The sequence below is a fragment of the Undibacterium pigrum genome, assembly GCF_003201815.1.
Lineage (GTDB): Bacteria > Pseudomonadota > Gammaproteobacteria > Burkholderiales > Burkholderiaceae_D > Undibacterium > Undibacterium pigrum.
In genome coordinates, this window is the sequence record NZ_QJKB01000011.1 from 71,850 (window position 1) to 90,248 (window position 18,399).

The following is an 18,399-nucleotide window of genomic DNA, read 5'->3' on the forward strand; positions in this document are numbered from 1 at the left end:
CAGCTGTCTGGAACTAAAAGTGGTTTACACCTGTCTATCGTGAGCGCTATATTCAGCTACTTCTTTTATTTTCCTTATTTTGTGAGTCTTTCATGTTTAAAAAAACATTCCTCCTGAGCCTGATTTTGGGCAGCCAGCTGCTCATGACTGGTTGTGCCGTCGTCTATGACATAGGGCAGGATTCCAACCAGCGCCAATGCGAAAAAATCCAGGACTGGAATGAGCGCAAGACTTGCCTGCAACAAAACAAGACCACTTACGAACAATATGAAAAACAGCGTGAAGACTTGCGCACCAAGGGCACGGAAAAGAAATAAACTCTAATGCCCCTTCAAACTCTGTCAAGCCTTGATGGCACGCCAGATCAGCAAGCCACCAAGTACGGCACAGACTGCTGCGGTGGCGATACCTGCCACCAGTGCTGCCGGTATCGCAGTCAGGCTGAAAATGCCACAGGCATACAGATTATGCTTGTGGGCTGAACGCACGGCGTCAGCACTGACATCTTCATGGATGAGTTTGCGTTTGATAGCGAGGTAGAAATACAGGGCCTGTGACAGTAGTATCAGCCCCACTACAGGCAGATACACGATCAGGACGGTCGGTGTATAAAACACATAGCGCCCGAACAAGGCTGCAGCAAAAGGAAAGAAGCAGATCAGCGATAAAAATGCCAGGCTGCACAGTACCAGGCTGCCATCGATTTCCTTGACCTTGCTTGCCAGCCTGTGATGCCAGACCCAGAACAGACCCAGCATGGCAAAGCTGATGAAATACGCGATGATGATATACAAATGATGCTGCAATGCATGCAATAAGGCAGCGCCATCGCGTGGATTTTCCAGCTCAGGTACTTTAACTTCCAGTACCAGTATGGTCATGGCAATCGCAAATACGCCATCGACCAATGCTTCCATCCTGTGCTTGTGGATACCGAATTGCATATTCATTTGCTATCTCCATTAGTCGTCGAAAATACTGCCTTACTGTTAACTCTATAAAAAGCTGTCTTACAATTTTTTGGCAAATTCAGACCATATTCCGATCAGGGCATCTTGCAGATTGTGGGCAAAGCGTGTGGCATCAAAAAGAGGACTGGCCAGTACCTGATTTCTTAAAGTTGAACGCAATTGCGACAATTTATTAAGATCGCTGGAGTGTGAAATGGCAAGCCTGACAAATTCATTTTTGTCTTTGGCTATCCAGTCACTCAGACCAGCATAAGTGAGCAGGCTTGCGCCCTGCCTGGACGCCATGGTGGTGCCTGTCAATGTCAGCGTAGGTATCCCCATCCACAAAGCTTCGCAGGTAGTAGTTCCGCCTGCATAAGGAAAGGTATCAAGTATCATATCCACTTGCTTGTGGGCGGCAAGATAGGCTTCGCGTGAGCTAGGGCCATGTAATTCAGTACGCTCAGGCGCTATGCCAAATTGACGCAGACGTTCTTGTGTATGCAAACGTATTTCGGCATTTTCCAGTTCTCTGCATTGCAATCTCAGACGCGCTTCTGGCAGGCTTTGCATTACCTGAGCCCACAGTGCAAGAGTAAAGTCAGTCAACTTGCCAGTGCTCTGGAAGCAAGCGAAAGTAATATAGTTATTGAGTAATGCGGGTAATGGGTTTGCTGCTACCTCCAGGCTGGGCTGTATGGCAGGGGGAGTGAAACACAAACGCGTTTCCGGCAAATACCAGATTTTTTCGGAAAAATATTCCTCGTGCTGTTCTGGCACAGAGATGTGGTCTGCCAATACATAATCCATGCCAGGCACGCCAGTGGTTCCAAAATAGCCGAGCCAGCTACATTGTACTGGCGCAGGCTTCCAGGCAAATACTGGCAGACGGTTTTCAGCAGTGTGCCCCGCCAGATCGATCAGGATATCGATGCCCTGTTCATGTATCATTTCCGCTGCGACTGGGTCACTGATGTTCTCGATGGAATGCCAGGAGCTGAAATATTGTCTCAGCCGTGCATTGACGTTGTCGTTACGGGTTTTATTCGAAAATGCCACCAGTTCTATTTTCTGGAGATCAAACTCCTTCGTCACATTTTCCAGGAAGTACCCCACTGGGTGATTTCCCATATCTGCAGAAACCACTCCAATACGAAGTCTGCGATTAATTTGAGGTGATACTTTCCATGTTGTGTACGGTGTGCTGTCCGCAGCGAGTTTGCTCTGATAGGCAAGCACCTCTGTACGGTACTCTTCTGGGGAATCTGCATTGCCAAGACCGAGTTGAAATAGCAAATGGCTGTGCGCTTCCATGAAACCGGGATCTTTTGCAATCGCATTACGAAAACAAGCAATTGCTTCCATGTGTCGCCCGGTGTATTGCAAGATGGTACCCAGAATTGTATAGGCATCTCCAAAACCATCGGGCTTGTCTTTGAGCGCTGCTTTGAAGCTGGCCTCTGCCTTGGAGAATTTTTTTTGGTTCAGGTAGATTCTGGCCAGGTTAATGTGTGTCAGCGGAGAGTCGGGATTGATATGAAGTGACTTGCAGTAATTGGTCTCGGCGTCACTCCACTGCTCCATTCTGACGTATGTGCTACCCAGATTATTCCAAGCATTTTCCAATACCGGATTAAGTTCCAGAGCTTTCTTGAAGTGAGGAATAGCTTCGGAATATTTATTTTGCAAATAAAAAACCATTCCCAGGTTGTCATGAGCGGCAGCTTCGTTTGGCTGCTCCTGGATGCAGCGTCGCAAACTGGCTTCAGCTTCCTGGTATCGCTCCTGATTCATCAGCAATACACCATAGTAACCATGTGCGACAGAGTGCGCGGGCATCAATTCTATCGTTTTGCGAAATTCTGTTTCTGCTTTGCTCAGCTCACCTTGCTCTTCATATAGCAGGCCCAGTTCAAAATGAGCATGGGCAAAATTACCATCCAGTTTAATCGCATGCAAAAGCAAATTTCTGGCTTCCTCAATGCGCGTGAGTTGCCTCAATATTCTGGCAAGTACAGGGTAGAACTCTAGTGAAGCCGGCTTGTAGTCAATAGCTTTCTGATAGCTGATGACCGCCTCCTGTAATTGATTTTTTTGTAGTTGCGTCGCCCCAAGATTGGAATAAGCCTCAACAAAATCAGGACGAAGTTGTATGGCAAGCTTAAAGCATATTTCTGCATCTGCAAGCTTGTCTTGTGCTTTCAGAGTGACTCCCAGATTATTTTGTATGCCTGCATCTTCAGGCGTGCTCAGGCATAATTTTCTATAGATGGATTCTGCTTCAGAATATTGTTGAGTTGAAAAAAGAATGGCTAATAAGGAGTCTCTCGCTTGATCAAATTGCGGTGCAAGCTCCAAAACTTCCCTGTATTTTTGTATCGCTTCTGGAATTCGGTTTTGTTGCTGAAGAAAGTTGGCCAGGGTCCAATGTGCCTGAACAAATTGTGGATCACATTCTATTGCCTGGCGAAGTGCTTCTTCAGCATTGTTGGCGTCTCCCTGCATTCCCAGCAGGCTGGCTAGTTGAAAATATGCCTGGCTAAATTTTGGCCGGATGGAAAGCGCCTGGCGGCAAGATGCAATCGCATCCTCTGTCCTTCCTTGTGATGCGAGGGTCACACTCAAATTATAGTGCGCCAATACCTCGTCCGGCTTGATGGAAATAATCTGGCGATAAAAAGACTCGGCTTCAAGAAATTGTCCTGATTCGTCAAGTGTCAGTCCAAGATTTAAGAGCGCGCTAACAAAATCAGGCTGAAGATGAACTGCCTGGCGATAATGCGATTCGGCTCCTTTCAGGTCGCGACGTTCATAATACAAGTCACCGAGTTGATTATGGAGACTTGCATCTTTTGGCGCTATGGCTAACGCTTGCTCGTAGCATTGCTGTGCTTCGAATGGTTTGCCTTGTTTTAAAAACGCATCTCCCTGTATTTTCAGTTCCGCTGCCTGTTCCGATTGTTCTGATTCCGTTGGCCTGGTGTCGATTGCTGGTGTAGTTTCTTCTTGTGATGCGGAAGAAAACTGTTTTTTAAGCCAATTCAGCATGAATAATATCCAAATTTGAGTAAATGTCAGTACGTCAATTGCAACTTAAGAACATTGCATTGGCGCTGATACAGGTATTTTACATCTTGCCTATAAAACTACTTGATATCTCTTTTATTCCCGGTTCGGCTAAGGAAAAAATACCATGCTACGTCTATGAGTAATTTTGATGAATTTTACGGAAAATTATTGTTTGCAGCAGAAAGACAACAGGGGCAATAAATTGCCCCTGTTGTTAATGTACTACTTTTTAGCTGACTCTGGAACTTGCTTGCGATCTTATTGCATATGCGTGATCTGGATGCCTGCTCGCTACAGATCGTCAACAAGTTCTTATACGGCTATGGTTTGTTTTAGCATATTACTGGCAAACACATCGCAACAGATTTCGCTGGAAGTACGCGAGCCGTAATGTGCGATAAATTCATCAAAGCTGCCGCTTTGTGCGCTTTCCATTTCAGTCTGTTCTGCCAGCGATTTTTCTGCCATTTTAGTGTACAGGGCCAGTTGCTCAGGTGCTGGTGGGCGGGCGCGGAATTCTTCTGCAAGGCGCGTGCTTTGCTGCAAGGCAAACTGGGTGAAAGAATTGTTAGCTGCGCGTATCGCATCCAGCACTTTGGCTGATGGTGTCAGTTCAGGATGATGCAATTTCTCAGTCTGTACCTGCATGGCCTGCGCGTGGCAGGTGTCACCGCGCTGGGTATCCAGCAAGGCTGCTACCGGTGCGATTCTTTCGAGTAATTCCTTGCCCCAGTCTTGCAGCGATATCGCTTGTCCCTGGCGCGACAACATCAGGCCGGGACGGCGGCCCTGCTTGACCGTCAATGCAAAATTTTCGGCATTTTCATCGCCTTCAGCCTGGTTGGTTGGCGCACTTTCTTCGAGGGCGCAAAACAGCAGGAAGGCGTCGAGAAAACGTGAAGTCTCCAGGCTGATGCCCAGCGGGTCGAAAGGATTGACATCCATGCAGCGCACTTCTATGTATTGCACGCCACGTGCGCACAGTGCCTCTACCGGGCGCTCACCTGTCTTGATGACGCGCTTGGGTCGTATCGTGGCATAAAACTCGTTTTCTATCTGCAGTACATTGGTATTGATCTGTACCCATTCGCCATTTTGCTGCGTGCCTATTTTTTCATAATCAGGATAGGGCTGACGCACCGCCAGCGACAGGCTGCGCATGTATTCCAGCAGGGTGTTATACGGTGGCACCAGGCCAGACTGGGCATTGTTCTGGTAACCCAGGTCACTCATGCGCAGGCTGGTCGCATAAGGCAGATACAGAGTGTCTTCCGACAAGGTTTCCAATTGATGTGGGCGACCACGCAAGAACGGCGTGGACAAGGCCGGTGAGGCACCGAACAGATACATCAGCAACCAGCTATAGCGATGGAAATTGCGTATCAGGGAAATATAATTTTCTGACTGCACATGCATGGCACTGTCGCTGGTATGTTCTGCCTGCTGCAAAACTTTCCATAAATCTTCGGATAGCGAATAGTTGTAATGAATGCCGGCGATGCATTGCATGCTCTTGCCATAACGCAGGGCCAGCCCACGGCGATAGACATGCTTGATCATGCCTATGTGTGAATTGCCATACCAGGCAATAGGAATATCTTTTTCTTCCGGCAGGCTGCAGGGCATGGACTGATGCCACAACATTTCATTGCCCATGACGGTATAGGCAAAGCGATGGATATTGTCGAGTTCTTCCAGTGCCGTGGCGATGTCCGGCTCTGCTGGCGTGATGAATTCCAGCAGGGATTCGGAGTAATCAGTCGTGATCTGTGGATTGGTCAGGGCTGAACCCAGCGCTGCTGGATGCGGTGTCAAAGCCAGCTTGCCATCGGCATGCACGCGCAGGGTCTCGCGCTCTATGCCACGTAAACCACGGGCCAGCAAAGGACGGTTTGCATCACTATCGAGTAGCGCCAGGCGTTGGTTTAACAGAGTGCTCACGGTGTCTTCCTTCAGGATTTTGTTGTCTTTGCAATCAGATTTGCAAAAAATATCGAGCAAGCATAGCCGAAAAATGAAAATGGCATACGAGCCTGCTCAAATTTCATATATGAAAACTTTTTTAGTTTATAACAGTCTTATGACGAGGCAATTTCAAGGCCAATGAACTTCAATAAGTACCGCATTGCAGCAATGCATAAAATATTTCTTGTTTTGTTGGCATCGCATTTAGAATGCTTTACCAATTTTTTTTAATTTGCTCAATTTGCTCAATTTTTCTTATTCAAGGGAGTTGTAGTGTCGATCAAAAAAATGTCTGTACTCATGTCTGCCAGTGTACTTGGCCTGGCAAGCTCTGGCATGGTGCTGGCAGCTGAGCCTGCCAGCTCAGCTGCTGCTGCCGTGCCACCAATGGCTGCCAAGGTCAAATGGCAGGAAACCCGTCATGGCGAAGTCGTCACTGATGATTATCGCTGGTTGCAGAAAAAAGAAAATCCTGAGGTGATTGCCTACCTCAATGCTGAGAATGCCTATACCGAAGCCCTGACAGCAGACATCAAGCCGCTGGCAGACAAGCTGTATGCAGAAATCAAGGGCAGGATGAAAGAGGTTGACCTGTCCGTGCCTGTGCGCCGGGGTAATTACTATTATTATTCGCGTACTGAAGCAGGCAAGCAATACCAGCTGTATTGCCGCCGACGTGCAGGCGCAGACATGGCGTATGATGAAAAAATCGCCGAAGAAATCCTGCTGGACCAGAATGAAATGGCCAAGGGACAAAAATTCTTTGCCGTTGGTGGCAACGCCATCAGCCCCGACGAACAATTCCTCGCGTATACCACCGACACCATAGGCTACCGCCAGTATCAATTGCAGATCAAAAATCTGCGTACTGGCGACATACTCAGCGACAGCCAGCCACGCGTGACATCCATGGCCTGGGCTGCAGACAACAAGACGCTGTTCTTTGTGCAGGAAGATGCCACCACCAAACGCTCTGACCGCCTGTTCCGCATGGAAATAGGCAAGCCACCAGTAGAAATCCTGCATGAAGCCGTTGAGCAGTTTGACCTGCAGGTCGGCACCACCCGCGACAGGCAGTTCATCGTCGTTAGTATCCATGCCACCGATACCAGTGAAGTCATGCTGCTGGCGGCAGACAAACCACAAGGGCAATTCCACAGCGTACTGGGACGTGAAAAAGGTCATCGCTACCATCTGGAACACCGCAATGGCGACTTGTATATCGTCACCAACAAAGATGCCAAAAACTTCCGCGTCGTGCGTGCGCCGCTGGCAACACCAGACAGCAAGCACTGGCAGGAAGTGGTCAAACATGATCCTGAAGTGCTGGTCTTTGGTGCTGATCTGTTCAAAGACTATATGGTCATCACTGAAAAGACCCAGGCCCTGAATCGTGCGCGCATCTACGACTTCAACAGCAAGCAATGGAAGACGGTGAAGTTTGATGACCCGGTCTATCTTGCCATGGGTTCCAGCAACCCGGAATTTACTGCTACCCGTTTCCGCATGTCTTACCAGTCCCCCGTGACGCCACCTACTACACTCGATGTTGACATGGCGACAGGTCAGCGTTACGTGCTCAAGCAGCAGGAAGTGGTGGGTGGTTATGATGCCAGCAAATATGAAAGCCGTCGCCTGTGGATGACAGCGCGCGATGGTGTCAAAGTACCACTGTGGGCCGTGTATAAAAAAGGCGTGAAGCTGGATGGCTCTGCGCCCTTGCTGTTGTACTCGTATGGTAGCTATGGTTATTCAACCGAAGCGACATTTGCTTCCAGCCGCCTGAGCATGCTGGACCGTGGCGTCATCTATGTGCAGGCGCATATACGTGGTGGCCGTGACATGGGTGAGCACTGGCATGAAGATGGCATGCTGATGAAAAAGAAAAATACTTTTTATGATTTCATCGACAGTGCTGACTACCTCATCAAGCAAAAATGGACCAGCCCTGACAAACTGATTATCCAGGGTGGCAGTGCCGGTGGTTTGCTGATGGGTGCAGTCGTAAATATGCGTCCTGATCTGTTCCGCGCTGTCCATGCGGCCGTACCTTTTGTGGATGTCATGAACACCATGATGGATGCCAGCCTGCCTTTGACGACAGGCGAATATCTGGAATGGGGTAACCCGAATGAAAAACCGGCATACGATTATATGCGCAGCTATTCACCCTACGACAATATCAGCCGCAAGGCCTATCCGGCGATGCTGGTGACCACGGGCTTGAATGACAGCCAGGTCATGTACTGGGAACCTGCCAAATACGTTGCCAAACTGCGTGACTACAAAACAGATAAAAACCAGCTACTGCTGAAAACCAATATGGCAGCGGGCCATGGCGGTGCTTCCGGTCGTTATGATGCCTTGCGTGAAGGTGCTTTCAATATGGCCTGGATGTTCTCGCAATGGGATATCAAGGAATAATTGATCTGGTAAATTGATCTGGTAAATTGATCTGGGATATGCTGCCTTCATCTCATGATGAAGGCAGTTCACAATGCTGCAAAATTAAGGAAAGCATCATGAACTTTGCCTACACCATTATCTATGTCCCCGATGTTGCTGCATCGCTGGCATTCTTTGAAAAGCCTTTGGATTTTCTACGCGTTTCTTGCACGAGTCCGGCATGTATGGCGAACTTGATACAGGCGCCACGACGCTGGCATTTGCAGCACATGCCATGGGTGACATGAATTATTCCTGTGGCCATGTGGCGGCGCATAGTTCAGAAAAACCGCTGGGGATGGAAGTCGCGTTTACCACGACAGATGTGGTCGCTGCACATGCGCAGGCTATTGCTGCTGGCGCGCAGGAACTGTCTGCTCCTGCTGAAAAACCCTGGGGCCAGGTGGTTTCCTACCTGCGTTGCCCTGATGGCAGCCTGGTGGAATTGTGTACGCCCATGGGAGGATAATAGCCATCTTTGTTTTCACCCTGACAAACCTCGCTTTGTAAAAAAAGCGGGGCTTATTCCCAGGAAAAATATTTTTTGCGCAGCTTTTGTACCGTGCCATCTTTTTGCAAGGCTTCATATGCTTTGCGCCAGACACGTTCTTCTTCATCGCTGACATTGAGCGAAGTGGCCATGTAAAGTTCGCCACTGCCCATCATCAGCCCAGTAGTAAAATCTTCAAGGCGGAAGCCATATTCTTCTATCGCCGATGTCATGATGGAATAACCTGAATAAATCGCATCCAGGCCACCCAGCTGCAAAAGCTTCAGCAAGCTTTGATAATCTTTTTCATACTGGATATTTCTGAAATTTTGGGCGTGCAATTCTTTTTCCAGCGAAGAGCCGCGTACTATGCCTACGCGCAAACCGCGCAATTGTTCCAGCGAGGCGCCTTCTATATTCACGACTCCGGCGGCGTTAGACCGCTTGCCAAAAAAGCGGTTTGGCGCGGTACCCAGATGTATCAGCCATTTGTAGCTGGTTTCGCGTTCTGCAGTTCTTTCCAAAGGAAAGACCCCATAGTTACGGCCTTCCTTGGTCATCTTGACTGCTCTGGCCCAGGGGTAAATACTCAGATCGGGTTTGCGCCCGATTTGCGCAGACATGGCTACTATCAGTTCATAGACATAGCCTTGTGGGGCATTGTGCTGCAACCAGAGATAGGGCGGTAACTCTGCCGTCACCCATTTGATTTGCGCATCCGCAGGAAGCTGTGCCTGACAGAGCAGGCTGAGCACAATAGCAAGCAGGAAAATGAATTTTTTCATCTCAGTCCCAAACTGCAAATGTAGGCATTTTTTGGTCATTTTACTAAGCCAGTAAGGCTGAGAAAAAATCATGTGCGCAGAGAAATTCTAGTATTCAGACTATGTTTAAACCGGTCAAGTGAATTCTGAGCAATTGTCGTGATTTTTGCTTATGAATGAGTGAAAAATAGAGAGCAATTTGCCATTTGTATTTTGCTGCGGATTGTCTATAACGAATTTGAGGCTTTGCACATGCTGTCGTTTCCCTGCATAAGAAAAAACGATGCCTGCTGTCTTGTCCCCTGACCATCCTGGTCACCGCGATATCTCTGCAAAGCCCCGGTGCTTTCTTAATCTATGGAGATAGTCATGAAACGCAGACTGTATTTCATGTTGCCTGACCTGGGCAGTGCAAGGGCTATGATGGATGAGCTTTTACTTGCCCGTATCGACGAGCGACATATGCATTTTTGTGCGCGGGAAGGCATGCTGCCTGCCGATATGCCGGAAGCGAACTCTTTTCAAAAAACCGACCTGGTACATGGTGCAGAAGTTGGCATGCTCATCGGTGGCATCGCAGGTTTGCTGGCAGGTTGCCTGTGGCTGATCTTCCCGCCTGAAAGCATGGAGATGCGCATACTTGCAGTGCTGGTATCTGCCATTGGTGGCGCCCTGTTTGGCTCATGGGCATCGGCCAAGGCAGCCAAGTCCATCCCGCGTTCCAGCCTGAAGCCTTTTCTGGAAGATATAGAAAGCGGCAAAGTCTTGCTGATGGTGGATGTGCCTTTTAAACGCATCACTGAGATCCAGCAACTCGTCAGTAATCGCCATCCGGAAATCTGCTTTGGTGGTGTTGATCCGCAGGTGCCAGTGTTCAGCTAGCCTGGATATGATCCATGCATCCACTCCCCGGTCAGGGGAGTGGGGTATTCTTGTGAGTCCTGAAACGACCTGATTGCATAGCGCGAATTCGGCATACAATGGCTGTTTTTTAAACAATATTGCCGGATATGACAGCTACTGCCCTGGAGTTGCACGCGCTTTGCAAGAACTTTGGCCGCCCCGCCGTAGAGAACCTCAATCTCACCGTACGCCGTGGTGAGTTGTATGCCTTGCTGGGGCCAAATGGTGCGGGTAAGACCACGACCTTGCGTATGGTGGCTGGCCTGATTTCTCCGGATAGTGGCAGCGTGCGCATACTGGGGCAGGAACTGGCTGCCGATCCTGCTCTGGCCAAATCCAAGCTGGCCTATCTGCCTGATGACCCCATGCTGTATGACAAGCTCAAACCGATGGAGTATCTGGAGTTTGTTGCTGGTCTGTGGGGCGTGGCTGCCGAAGTCGCCGAACCCAAGGCACGCGAATTGCTGGAATGGCTGGATTTGCTCAAACATGCAGATGAACTGACCGAGGGTTTCTCGCGTGGCATGAAGCAAAAACTGGCACTGGCCGGGGCCTTGATACACCAGCCTGAACTCATCATCCTCGATGAACCCCTTACTGGTCTGGATGCCGCCGCTGCCCGGCAAGTCAAGGATGTCTTGCTGACCCATGTCAGACAAGGCGGTACGGTCATTCTGACTACCCACATACTCGATGTGGCAGAGCGCCTGGCTGAACGCATAGGCATCATACAAAACGGCAAGCTTATCGCCGAAGGTACTCTGGAAGAGTTACGTCAGCAAACCAGCCAGACTGCGGGGACGCTGGAAGAAGTTTTCCTGCAATTGACGGAGCCCGCATAATGTCGCGCAAGCCGTGGTTCAAACCAGGGAATGCTCTCTGGTTGCTGGCGCATGAATGCCGTCTGGCTTTTTATGACAAGGGCGATAGCAAGCCTGGTCAGGCAGCAGTGCGTGGCATGTCGGTGTTTGGCATGTGGGTCATAGGCCTGATGTATGTCTTTGCCCACGCTGGCGTCTGGTTCTTCATGCGCAAGTTACCACCCTTGCAAGCAGATTTACCAACTTCTTTATTGATGGGGGCGGGTGTCGCCATGCTGGCGGTATTCAGTTTCATGCTGTCCATGGGCTTGACAGATAGTGTCAAGGCCTTGTTTGAGCGTGGCGATCTGGATTTATTACTCTCTTCGCCGCTGTCATCAGTCACTATTTTCAAGGTTAAACTGACTGGTATTGTTTTTTCTGTCGGCATCTGGTTTTTTGCCTTGCTGACGCCAGTGGCGAATACAGGCTTGTTTCTTGGGCAATGGCGCTGGCTGGGGATTTATCCAGTCTTGCTGGCCATGTCTATACTGGCGGCAGCATTGGCCATGTCGCTGACTCTGACTCTGGTAAAAAGCCTTGGTATACGCAAGACCAAAACCGTGGCACAAATTCTTGCGGCTCTTACAGGAGCCAGCATGTTTCTCGTCATACAGTTATTTGGCAATTTGGGGAATGATGTTCGCGCGCGACTCATGCAGCATATCCTGCCTTGGTTTCAGCCAGGTGGCTTGTTGGATGCCGATAGCGTGATCTGGCTGCCCTCCAGGGCTTTGTTTGGTTCGCCAACTGCGATAGGCGGACTACTGTTATTCAGTGCCATGGTTTTTGTGCTGACTACGCAATCCACGCATCGCTTTTTCATACGAGGGGTACAGCAGGCTGTCGGACGGCCACGCAAGCTAACGGTATCTGACGCAGGTAAGTCGCGTGATAAAGCGGCCAATTTTGGTCGTAGTTTGCGTGCTGCCATCATCCTCAAGGAATGGCGTTTGATTGCTCGCGACTCCAATCTGATTTCCAAAGTCTTGTTGCATGTACTGTATGTGACTCCCTTGATTTTTGCCATGTTCAAGTCCACTTCTTTATTGCCCAGTATGGCATCGGGTCTGGTTTTCATGGCTGCATTGATGACTGGTTCGCTGACCTGGATTATCGTCTCAGCAGAAGATGCACCTGACTTGTTGTTAGCCGCGCCTGTCAAAGCCCGATTTATTCTCACCAGCAAATTGCTGGCAGCTATATTGCCGGTCATGTTACTGATCTCGCCAGTCTTGTTATGGCTGTTAATAAAACAATTTGTGCTGGGCCTGGCAGTCATAGCCTGCACCCTGGCGGCCATGCTGAGTGCCGCCTTGATCCATTTGTGGCAATCCAAAGCGGCCAGCCGTAGCCAGTTCAACAAGCGTGGACAAACGCATCTGATCGCGGGTTTGCTTGAGACTGCATCCAGTTTTTTCTGGGCCGCCTGTATTGTGGCTGGCATGTTATTTGGTGTCTGGGCCCTGGTGCCCCTGTCGATAGCCTTGCTGCTGGTAGGTATCGCCTGGCTTTCCCGTATTGAACGAAATTGATAATATCCGGTCTATTGCTTACCTAACAATTTGGGATGCTTCCATGCCTGTATTCACGAAGAAACGTGTTTTTGTCGCTATTGCCGTAGTGCTTGCAGGTATTGCTGGCACCATCTACTATCAAAAAGAAACTGGTAAGCCCAGGGAAGAAGAGCCCAAATACAAGACCGCCGTCGCTGACAAGGGCAATATCACCCAGACGGTCACTGCCAGTGGCACACTCAATCCGGTGGCATTGATCAATGTAGGCTCGCAGGTATCCGGCACGGTGGTGGAGTTGAAAGCCGACTTCAATGACCGCGTCAAGCAAGGTCAGGTCTTGCTCAAGCTTGACCCCACCATCTTCAATGCCCAGATCAAGCAAAGCGAAGCCAGCCTGGCATCGGCCGAGGCATCGAAACGTCTGGCACAGGCCAACCTTGACCGTAACCAGAAACTGGTGACGCAAAACTATATATCTGGCACAGCCATGGACCAGGCCAGGCGTGAAGTGGAAGTCGCGGACGCGAATATCAAACTGGCGCGTGCGCAACTTGACCGTGTCAGGGCTGACTTGAATAACAGCGTCATCCGTTCACCGATAGATGGCGTCATCATCAAGCGCACCATAGACATGGGGCAAACCGTGGCAGCCTCTTTCCAGACGCCCAACTTGTTTCAGATTGCGCGTGACCTGACCAAGATGCAGATAGACACCAGCGTTTCGGAAGCCGATGTCGGCTCCCTGAAAGATGGCCTGCCTGCACGCTTCGTTGTTGATGCCTATCCTGACCGTGAATTTGAAGCAAAGCTGCGCCAGTTCCGCCTCGCCGCTAATGTCCAGCAAAATGTGGTGACTTATAACGTGGTGCTGGATGTCGACAACAAGGATGAATTGCTGAAGCCTGGCATGACAGCACAGGTACGCCTGGTCGTTGGCAGCCGTGAAAACGTCGTGCGCATACCTACCGCAGCCCTGCGTTATAAACCCAGCGAAGAAGAGCAGGCAAAAGAAGCCAAGGCACTCAAGGACAAGGAAAAAAATTCTGCATCATCATCAGCATCTTCTTCAGCCAGCGCCAATTTGCCCGCGCCTGAGATCGATGATGACGTGGCTTTCCGTACCAAAAAAGACCTGACCCGCACTTTCAAACTCTATAAACTTGATGACAAGAACCAGGCAAAAACTGTCGATGTCAAAATCGGTTTATCCAATTTCAAATATACCGAAGTCATTTCCGGTGACTTGAAGCCAGGTGATAAAGTCATTACCCGTGCGCTGGATAAAGCCGGAGCACGCTGATGAGCGATACCCTGATAGCCATACGCCAGGTCACCAAAAGTTATTTCTCTGGTGGCGTGGAGACCAAGGTCTTGCATGGCATAGACGTGCAGGTGCCGCGTGGCGATTTCCTGGCCGTGATGGGGCAATCCGGTTCCGGTAAATCTACGCTCATGAATATCCTTGGTTGCCTGGACCAGGCCACCAGTGGTTCTTATTTGCTCAATGGTGTCGATACCCTGAGTTTGTCACGCGCCGAACTGGCCACCATACGCAACCGCACCATAGGCTTTGTATTCCAGAGCTTCAATCTCATCAAACGCATGAGCGTGGCTGAAAACGTGGCTTTGCCCTTGATCTATGCAGGTGCAGGGCGTGACAAGGCGCACAAGAAAGCCTTGGTGGAGCTGGAAAGAGTGGGCCTGAAAGACTATGCCAAACGCCTGCCCAACCAGTTGTCTGGCGGCCAGCAACAGCGCGTCGCCATTGCCCGCGCCCTGGTAGCTGATCCACCACTGATCTTGGCAGATGAACCTACCGGCAACCTCGATACCCAGACCAGCGAAGATATCATGCGTTCGTTACAGCAATTGAATGCCGAGCGCGGCATCACCATCCTGCTGGTCACGCATGAACCGGATATTGCAGCCTATAGCAAACGTCTGGTGCGGCTCAAGGATGGCCATGTCCTGTACGATGGCCCGGCAGCAGAAGGCTTGCGCCAGCTGGCGGCTTCGCACGCTGAATACTCAGAAACACAGGTGGAGAAAAAATGAATTTCCTCCAGGTTTTTATAGAAGCTTTCCGTTCCATGAACGCCAATCGCTTGCGCACAGCACTCACCATGCTGGGCATCGTGATTGGTATTACCTCGGTCGTCATGATGCTGGCAGTTGGTGAAAGCGCCAAGAAATTCATTGCCAAGGAACTGGAAGTATTGGGTAGTAATCTGATGATTATTTCCCCCGGTGCAAATCGCACGCAAGGTGTCAGGGCGCGCACAGGTACAGCTCCTTCTTTGTCTGTCGAAGACGCAGTGGCGCTCAATGAATTAAGCAGCCTCAATGGTGCTGCACCAGCCTTGCAGGGTTTCTTCCAGCTCACGGTAGGTAATGACAATTCCAATAATGCCGTGCTTGGTGTCACGCCAGAAATGTTCAAGGTGCGTAACTGGAAAGTAGATCAGGGTAATGAATTCAGCGATTCTGATATTCGTGGCGCAGCGCGCATGGTCATCATAGGCAAGAAACTGGCTGACCAGTTTTTTTACAAGGATAATCCCATAGGCCAGTTTGTGCGCATAGACAATGTGCCTTTCCAGGTGGTCGGTGTCTTGCAGGGGGAAGGCCGCATGTTTGATGGTGGCGACCTTGGTGAGATGGTGCTGATTCCAATTACCTCGGCCCGTGCCACGCTGATGCGCAGCCCTTTCCCGCGCAATGTGCATTATGTGGTGGTGCAGGGCAAGAGCGACAAGCAGTTGAAAGATGCCGAGGAAGATATCAAGGACATGCTGCGTGACCGCCACCATATCAAGGCTGGGCAGGAAGATGATTTTCGTATCGACAACCTGGCTTCAATCGCCGAGACAGGGGCCAAGATCAGTGCCGGCCTGGCAGCGATGCTGGGTGCCATCGGTGCCATCTCACTCATTGTGGGTGGCATAGGCATCATGAATATCATGCTGGTGTCAGTCACTGAGCGTACCCGCGAGATAGGCATACGCATGGCGATAGGTGCCAAGCCGCGGGATGTGCTACTGCAGTTTCTGACCGAGGCCGTGGTGATTTGTCTGGTTGGCGGCATCATAGGCATCTTGCTGGCCCTGGCGGGTGCTGCAGCAATTACCTCTACCGGTAAACTGGAAGTCATCATAGGTCTGCAAGCCATGGTGGTGGCCTGCGGCTTCGCCAGTTTTGTTGGCATCTTCTTTGGTTTTTATCCGGCACGCCGCGCCTCACGTTTATTGCCTGTGGATTGTTTGCGCTATGAGTGAGTGGTGATTTGTTTGCCAATTTTTCTGCTTATTTTCTGCTTATTCGGATTTCTTGAACATAAAATGTAGAATCTTAATCATTGAGAAAGTAATTTATGAGCTTGTTAGGCAATATCCTGTGGTTGATTTTGGGTGGCTTTGTAACAGGGCTGGGCTGGTGGCTGGCGGGTCTGATCGCTTTCATCAGCATCATAGGCATACCCTGGGGCAGGGCTTGTTTCGTCATCGGGAACTTGAGCTTCATGCCTTTTGGTAAGGAAGTCGTGAACCGTGCTGATCTCAGCGGACAAGAAGATATAGGAACAGGGCCGCTGGGCATGATAGGAAATATCATCTGGTTCGTCCTGGCAGGTGTCTGGCTGGCGCTGGCACATCTTGTATCTGCGCTGTTTTGCTTTGTCACCATCATAGGCATACCTTTTGGTCTCCAGCATCTGAAACTGGCAGCGATAGCCGTGGCACCTATAGGCAAGACGGTGGTGGACAGGTCTTGATACAGGCTTTGATGCAGCAGAGCCAAACAAAAAAGCTCAGGGTTTTCATCCTGAGCTTTTTTTGTTTGGCTTGAGCCTTTACGACAAAGTGACCAAGCTTATTTCTTGCTTTTCACCAATAAACTGTCCAGCAATTGCATGGTTGCCTGACCCAGTTGTTCACGCGGGATACTGGCGTTGGCTGAACCTATCATGGAAGGATTGGTCAGGAAGCGGCCGTCAACCACAAAGGTTGGTGTACTGTCGACCTGATAAGTGGCAACCAGCTTGCCCAGGCTCTTCAGTTTGCTGATGACAGAGAAGGAATTGTAAAAACTCAGGAACTTGGCTTTATCGATACCGTTTTTTACTGCCCAGGCGATATTGTCGTCATCACTGCTCAGGCGGTTTCTTTCCACATGCCAGGTAGCCAGTACTTTGGCATGCAGGCTGGCTTCCAGATTCATTGCTTCCAGCGTCAGAAACAGATGCGCTTCCGGATCTTTTTCACCGGTCAGTGGCAAATGGATGCGACGAAAGACGATATTGTCACCCTGTTTTTTCACCCATTCATTGACCACAGGTTCCAGCATATTACAGGCTGGGCAGTGGTACATGAAAAACTCGATGACTTCAATTTTCTTGCCTGTCGCCTGCGTGGCTTGCGGGTTTTTCAGGCTGATGAAGTCCGCACCTTCCTTGGGAGATGCAGGCGAGGCGAGTGCTGTCGCAGAGACAAAACCCAGGGTAATAAGCAGTAAGCGTAAGAAGCGCATGAATTTCCTTTTAAGGTAGAGCAAAACAAGTTGCTGAGCTTACCAGAATTTTGCTATCTGGCAGCGCAGGCGCGAAAGCGTTCAGTTTTTTGACAGACTTTCTGGCAAATTGTTCACGAATGTCGATGATTATTGACAAAAATTGACGAATATAGCTGTGACCTGATACAGCCAGGCTATAAATTGCGACATATTCATGAAATATCTTTAAATGCCCATGTAAACCGCAGAATTTTGCGCAAAAACTTGCATGATGCTCATATTCGTAGAAAAATGAAGATGGATAATGACTCTTGCGCTGGCCCATTGCTTATCGATGTGCCCGGTGATTTTGCAGGCATTGTTCCATCATCCAGCCGTCACCCATCGTCCGCCAGTATCGCCCAGTGGAGTACATGCAATGATGACCGTGCCCATCGTGATTGATTTTGAAGCCTCAGGCTTTGGCAAAGGCAGCTACCCTATCGAGGTAGGCTTCTCGCGTCGTCATGGAGAAGGCTGGTGCACACTCATCCGGCCTGAATCCGACTGGCAGCACTGGGATATCCACGCCGCCCGCATACACCGTATTCCGCGTGAAATACTGGTCGAACGGGGCAAGTCAGCCAGCCTGGTGACAGAGCAGCTCAATACCCTGCTGGCCGGGCTGACGGTATATACCGATGGCTGGACCCAGGACTATGTCTGGATGGCGCGCCTGTATGATGCCGTCGACAGGGTGCCAAATTTCCGTCTGGCAGATATGCGCGAAATCATCAGCCCCCAGCAAGAGAGTTTGTGGCATGCAACCAAGCACCAGGTGCAGGAAGACTTGAATATTTCCCGCCACCGCGCCAGCAATGATGCCCGTGTTTTGCAAATGACCTGGTTGCGTACCTATGATGCAGTACGCTGCCTTGGTTAAATTGCAGG

15 protein-coding genes and 1 pseudogene are annotated in these 18,399 nt (G+C 50.0%); 11 read left to right on the top strand and 5 right to left on the bottom strand.

Going from position 1 to position 18,399, the window contains the following annotated elements:
- Positions 1-92 precede the first annotated feature (92 nt).
- Positions 93-317, top strand: a complete 225-nt coding sequence (locus tag DFR42_RS23805; RefSeq protein WP_110257552.1) for a hypothetical protein — start codon at positions 93-95, stop codon at positions 315-317.
- Between the two features lie 24 nt (positions 318-341).
- Here DFR42_RS23805 and DFR42_RS23810 read toward each other — a convergent pair whose 3' ends face one another.
- The 3 genes from DFR42_RS23810 to gshA all read right to left on the bottom strand — a co-directional run bounded on the left by DFR42_RS23810 (position 342) and on the right by gshA (position 5,960).
- Complete coding sequence (locus DFR42_RS23810) at positions 342-950, bottom strand: TMEM175 family protein (RefSeq protein ID WP_110257553.1); 609 nt, start codon at positions 948-950, stop codon at positions 342-344.
- A 60-nt stretch (positions 951-1,010) separates the two neighbouring features.
- Positions 1,011-3,998, bottom strand: a complete 2,988-nt coding sequence (locus tag DFR42_RS23815) for a tetratricopeptide repeat protein (RefSeq protein ID WP_110257554.1) — start codon at positions 3,996-3,998, stop codon at positions 1,011-1,013.
- 333 nt (positions 3,999-4,331) lie between these two features.
- Positions 4,332-5,960 carry a glutamate--cysteine ligase gene (gshA, locus tag DFR42_RS23820; protein WP_110257639.1) on the bottom strand — a complete coding sequence of 543 codons (1,629 nt, stop codon included), beginning with the start codon at positions 5,958-5,960 and terminating at the stop codon, positions 4,332-4,334.
- A gap of 297 nt (positions 5,961-6,257) precedes the next feature.
- Between gshA and DFR42_RS23825 the strand changes: the two genes are divergently transcribed.
- Together DFR42_RS23825 and DFR42_RS23830 are read left to right on the top strand one after the other, a co-directional pair.
- Positions 6,258-8,408, top strand: coding sequence for a S9 family peptidase (locus tag DFR42_RS23825; protein WP_245937064.1), 2,151 nt, complete (start codon positions 6,258-6,260; stop codon positions 8,406-8,408).
- A 98-nt stretch (positions 8,409-8,506) separates the two neighbouring features.
- Positions 8,507-8,898, top strand: a pseudogene (locus DFR42_RS23830) (VOC family protein).
- A 53-nt stretch (positions 8,899-8,951) separates the two neighbouring features.
- Here the strand turns inward: DFR42_RS23830 and DFR42_RS23835 are convergent.
- Entirely contained in the window at positions 8,952-9,704 is a 753-nt protein-coding gene (locus DFR42_RS23835; RefSeq protein WP_170133658.1) for a substrate-binding periplasmic protein, read from the bottom strand.
- A gap of 348 nt (positions 9,705-10,052) precedes the next feature.
- On the opposite strand from DFR42_RS23835, the gene DFR42_RS23840 reads away from it, so the two are divergent.
- The 7 genes from DFR42_RS23840 (at position 10,053) to DFR42_RS23870 (ending at position 16,732) form a co-directional block, all read left to right on the top strand.
- Entirely contained in the window at positions 10,053-10,565 is a 513-nt protein-coding gene (locus tag DFR42_RS23840; protein WP_245937065.1) for a DUF1269 domain-containing protein, read from the top strand.
- Between the two features lie 128 nt (positions 10,566-10,693).
- A complete protein-coding gene (locus tag DFR42_RS23845; protein ID WP_110257556.1) occupies positions 10,694-11,428 on the top strand; it encodes an ABC transporter ATP-binding protein in 735 nt (244 codons plus the stop codon).
- A complete protein-coding gene (locus DFR42_RS23850) occupies positions 11,428-12,981 on the top strand; it encodes a hypothetical protein (RefSeq protein ID WP_110257557.1) in 1,554 nt (517 codons plus the stop codon). Before DFR42_RS23845 ends, DFR42_RS23850 begins: the two co-directional genes overlap by 1 nt.
- A gap of 43 nt (positions 12,982-13,024) precedes the next feature.
- Complete coding sequence (locus DFR42_RS23855; protein WP_110257558.1) at positions 13,025-14,263, top strand: efflux RND transporter periplasmic adaptor subunit; 1,239 nt, start codon at positions 13,025-13,027, stop codon at positions 14,261-14,263.
- Complete coding sequence (locus tag DFR42_RS23860; protein WP_110257559.1) at positions 14,263-15,018, top strand: ABC transporter ATP-binding protein; 756 nt, start codon at positions 14,263-14,265, stop codon at positions 15,016-15,018. The genes DFR42_RS23855 and DFR42_RS23860 overlap by 1 nt, the downstream gene beginning before the upstream one ends.
- Positions 15,015-16,238, top strand: coding sequence for an ABC transporter permease (locus DFR42_RS23865; RefSeq protein ID WP_245937066.1), 1,224 nt, complete (start codon positions 15,015-15,017; stop codon positions 16,236-16,238). The genes DFR42_RS23860 and DFR42_RS23865 overlap by 4 nt, the downstream gene beginning before the upstream one ends.
- 95 nt (positions 16,239-16,333) lie before the next feature.
- Positions 16,334-16,732: a YccF domain-containing protein gene (locus DFR42_RS23870; protein WP_110257560.1), complete on the top strand. Its 399-nt coding sequence runs from the start codon at positions 16,334-16,336 to the stop codon at positions 16,730-16,732.
- 98 nt (positions 16,733-16,830) lie between these two features.
- On the opposite strand, the gene DFR42_RS23875 is transcribed toward DFR42_RS23870, so the two are convergent.
- Positions 16,831-17,487 carry a thiol:disulfide interchange protein DsbA/DsbL gene (locus DFR42_RS23875; protein ID WP_110257561.1) on the bottom strand — a complete coding sequence of 219 codons (657 nt, stop codon included), beginning with the start codon at positions 17,485-17,487 and terminating at the stop codon, positions 16,831-16,833.
- 286 nt (positions 17,488-17,773) lie between these two features.
- On the opposite strand from DFR42_RS23875, the gene DFR42_RS23885 reads away from it, so the two are divergent.
- Positions 17,774-18,391: a hypothetical protein gene (locus DFR42_RS23885; RefSeq protein WP_245937067.1), complete on the top strand. Its 618-nt coding sequence runs from the start codon at positions 17,774-17,776 to the stop codon at positions 18,389-18,391.
- Positions 18,392-18,399 lie beyond the last annotated feature (8 nt).

Coding starts and splice junctions, on each gene's coding strand:
- DFR42_RS23805 (WP_110257552.1), top strand. CDS start 93: ATGTTTAAAAAAACATTCCTCCTGAGCCTGATTTTGGGCAGCCAGCTG.
- DFR42_RS23810 (WP_110257553.1), bottom strand. CDS start 950: ATGAATATGCAATTCGGTATCCACAAGCACAGGATGGAAGCATTGGTC.
- DFR42_RS23815 (WP_110257554.1), bottom strand. CDS start 3,998: ATGCTGAATTGGCTTAAAAAACAGTTTTCTTCCGCATCACAAGAAGAA.
- DFR42_RS23835 (WP_170133658.1), bottom strand. CDS start 9,704: ATGAAAAAATTCATTTTCCTGCTTGCTATTGTGCTCAGCCTGCTCTGT.
- DFR42_RS23840 (WP_245937065.1), top strand. CDS start 10,053: ATGAAACGCAGACTGTATTTCATGTTGCCTGACCTGGGCAGTGCAAGG.
- DFR42_RS23845 (WP_110257556.1), top strand. CDS start 10,694: ATGACAGCTACTGCCCTGGAGTTGCACGCGCTTTGCAAGAACTTTGGC.
- DFR42_RS23850 (WP_110257557.1), top strand. CDS start 11,428: ATGTCGCGCAAGCCGTGGTTCAAACCAGGGAATGCTCTCTGGTTGCTG.
- DFR42_RS23855 (WP_110257558.1), top strand. CDS start 13,025: ATGCCTGTATTCACGAAGAAACGTGTTTTTGTCGCTATTGCCGTAGTG.
- DFR42_RS23860 (WP_110257559.1), top strand. CDS start 14,263: ATGAGCGATACCCTGATAGCCATACGCCAGGTCACCAAAAGTTATTTC.
- DFR42_RS23865 (WP_245937066.1), top strand. CDS start 15,015: ATGAATTTCCTCCAGGTTTTTATAGAAGCTTTCCGTTCCATGAACGCC.
- DFR42_RS23870 (WP_110257560.1), top strand. CDS start 16,334: ATGAGCTTGTTAGGCAATATCCTGTGGTTGATTTTGGGTGGCTTTGTA.
- DFR42_RS23875 (WP_110257561.1), bottom strand. CDS start 17,487: ATGCGCTTCTTACGCTTACTGCTTATTACCCTGGGTTTTGTCTCTGCG.
- DFR42_RS23885 (WP_245937067.1), top strand. CDS start 17,774: ATGACTCTTGCGCTGGCCCATTGCTTATCGATGTGCCCGGTGATTTTG.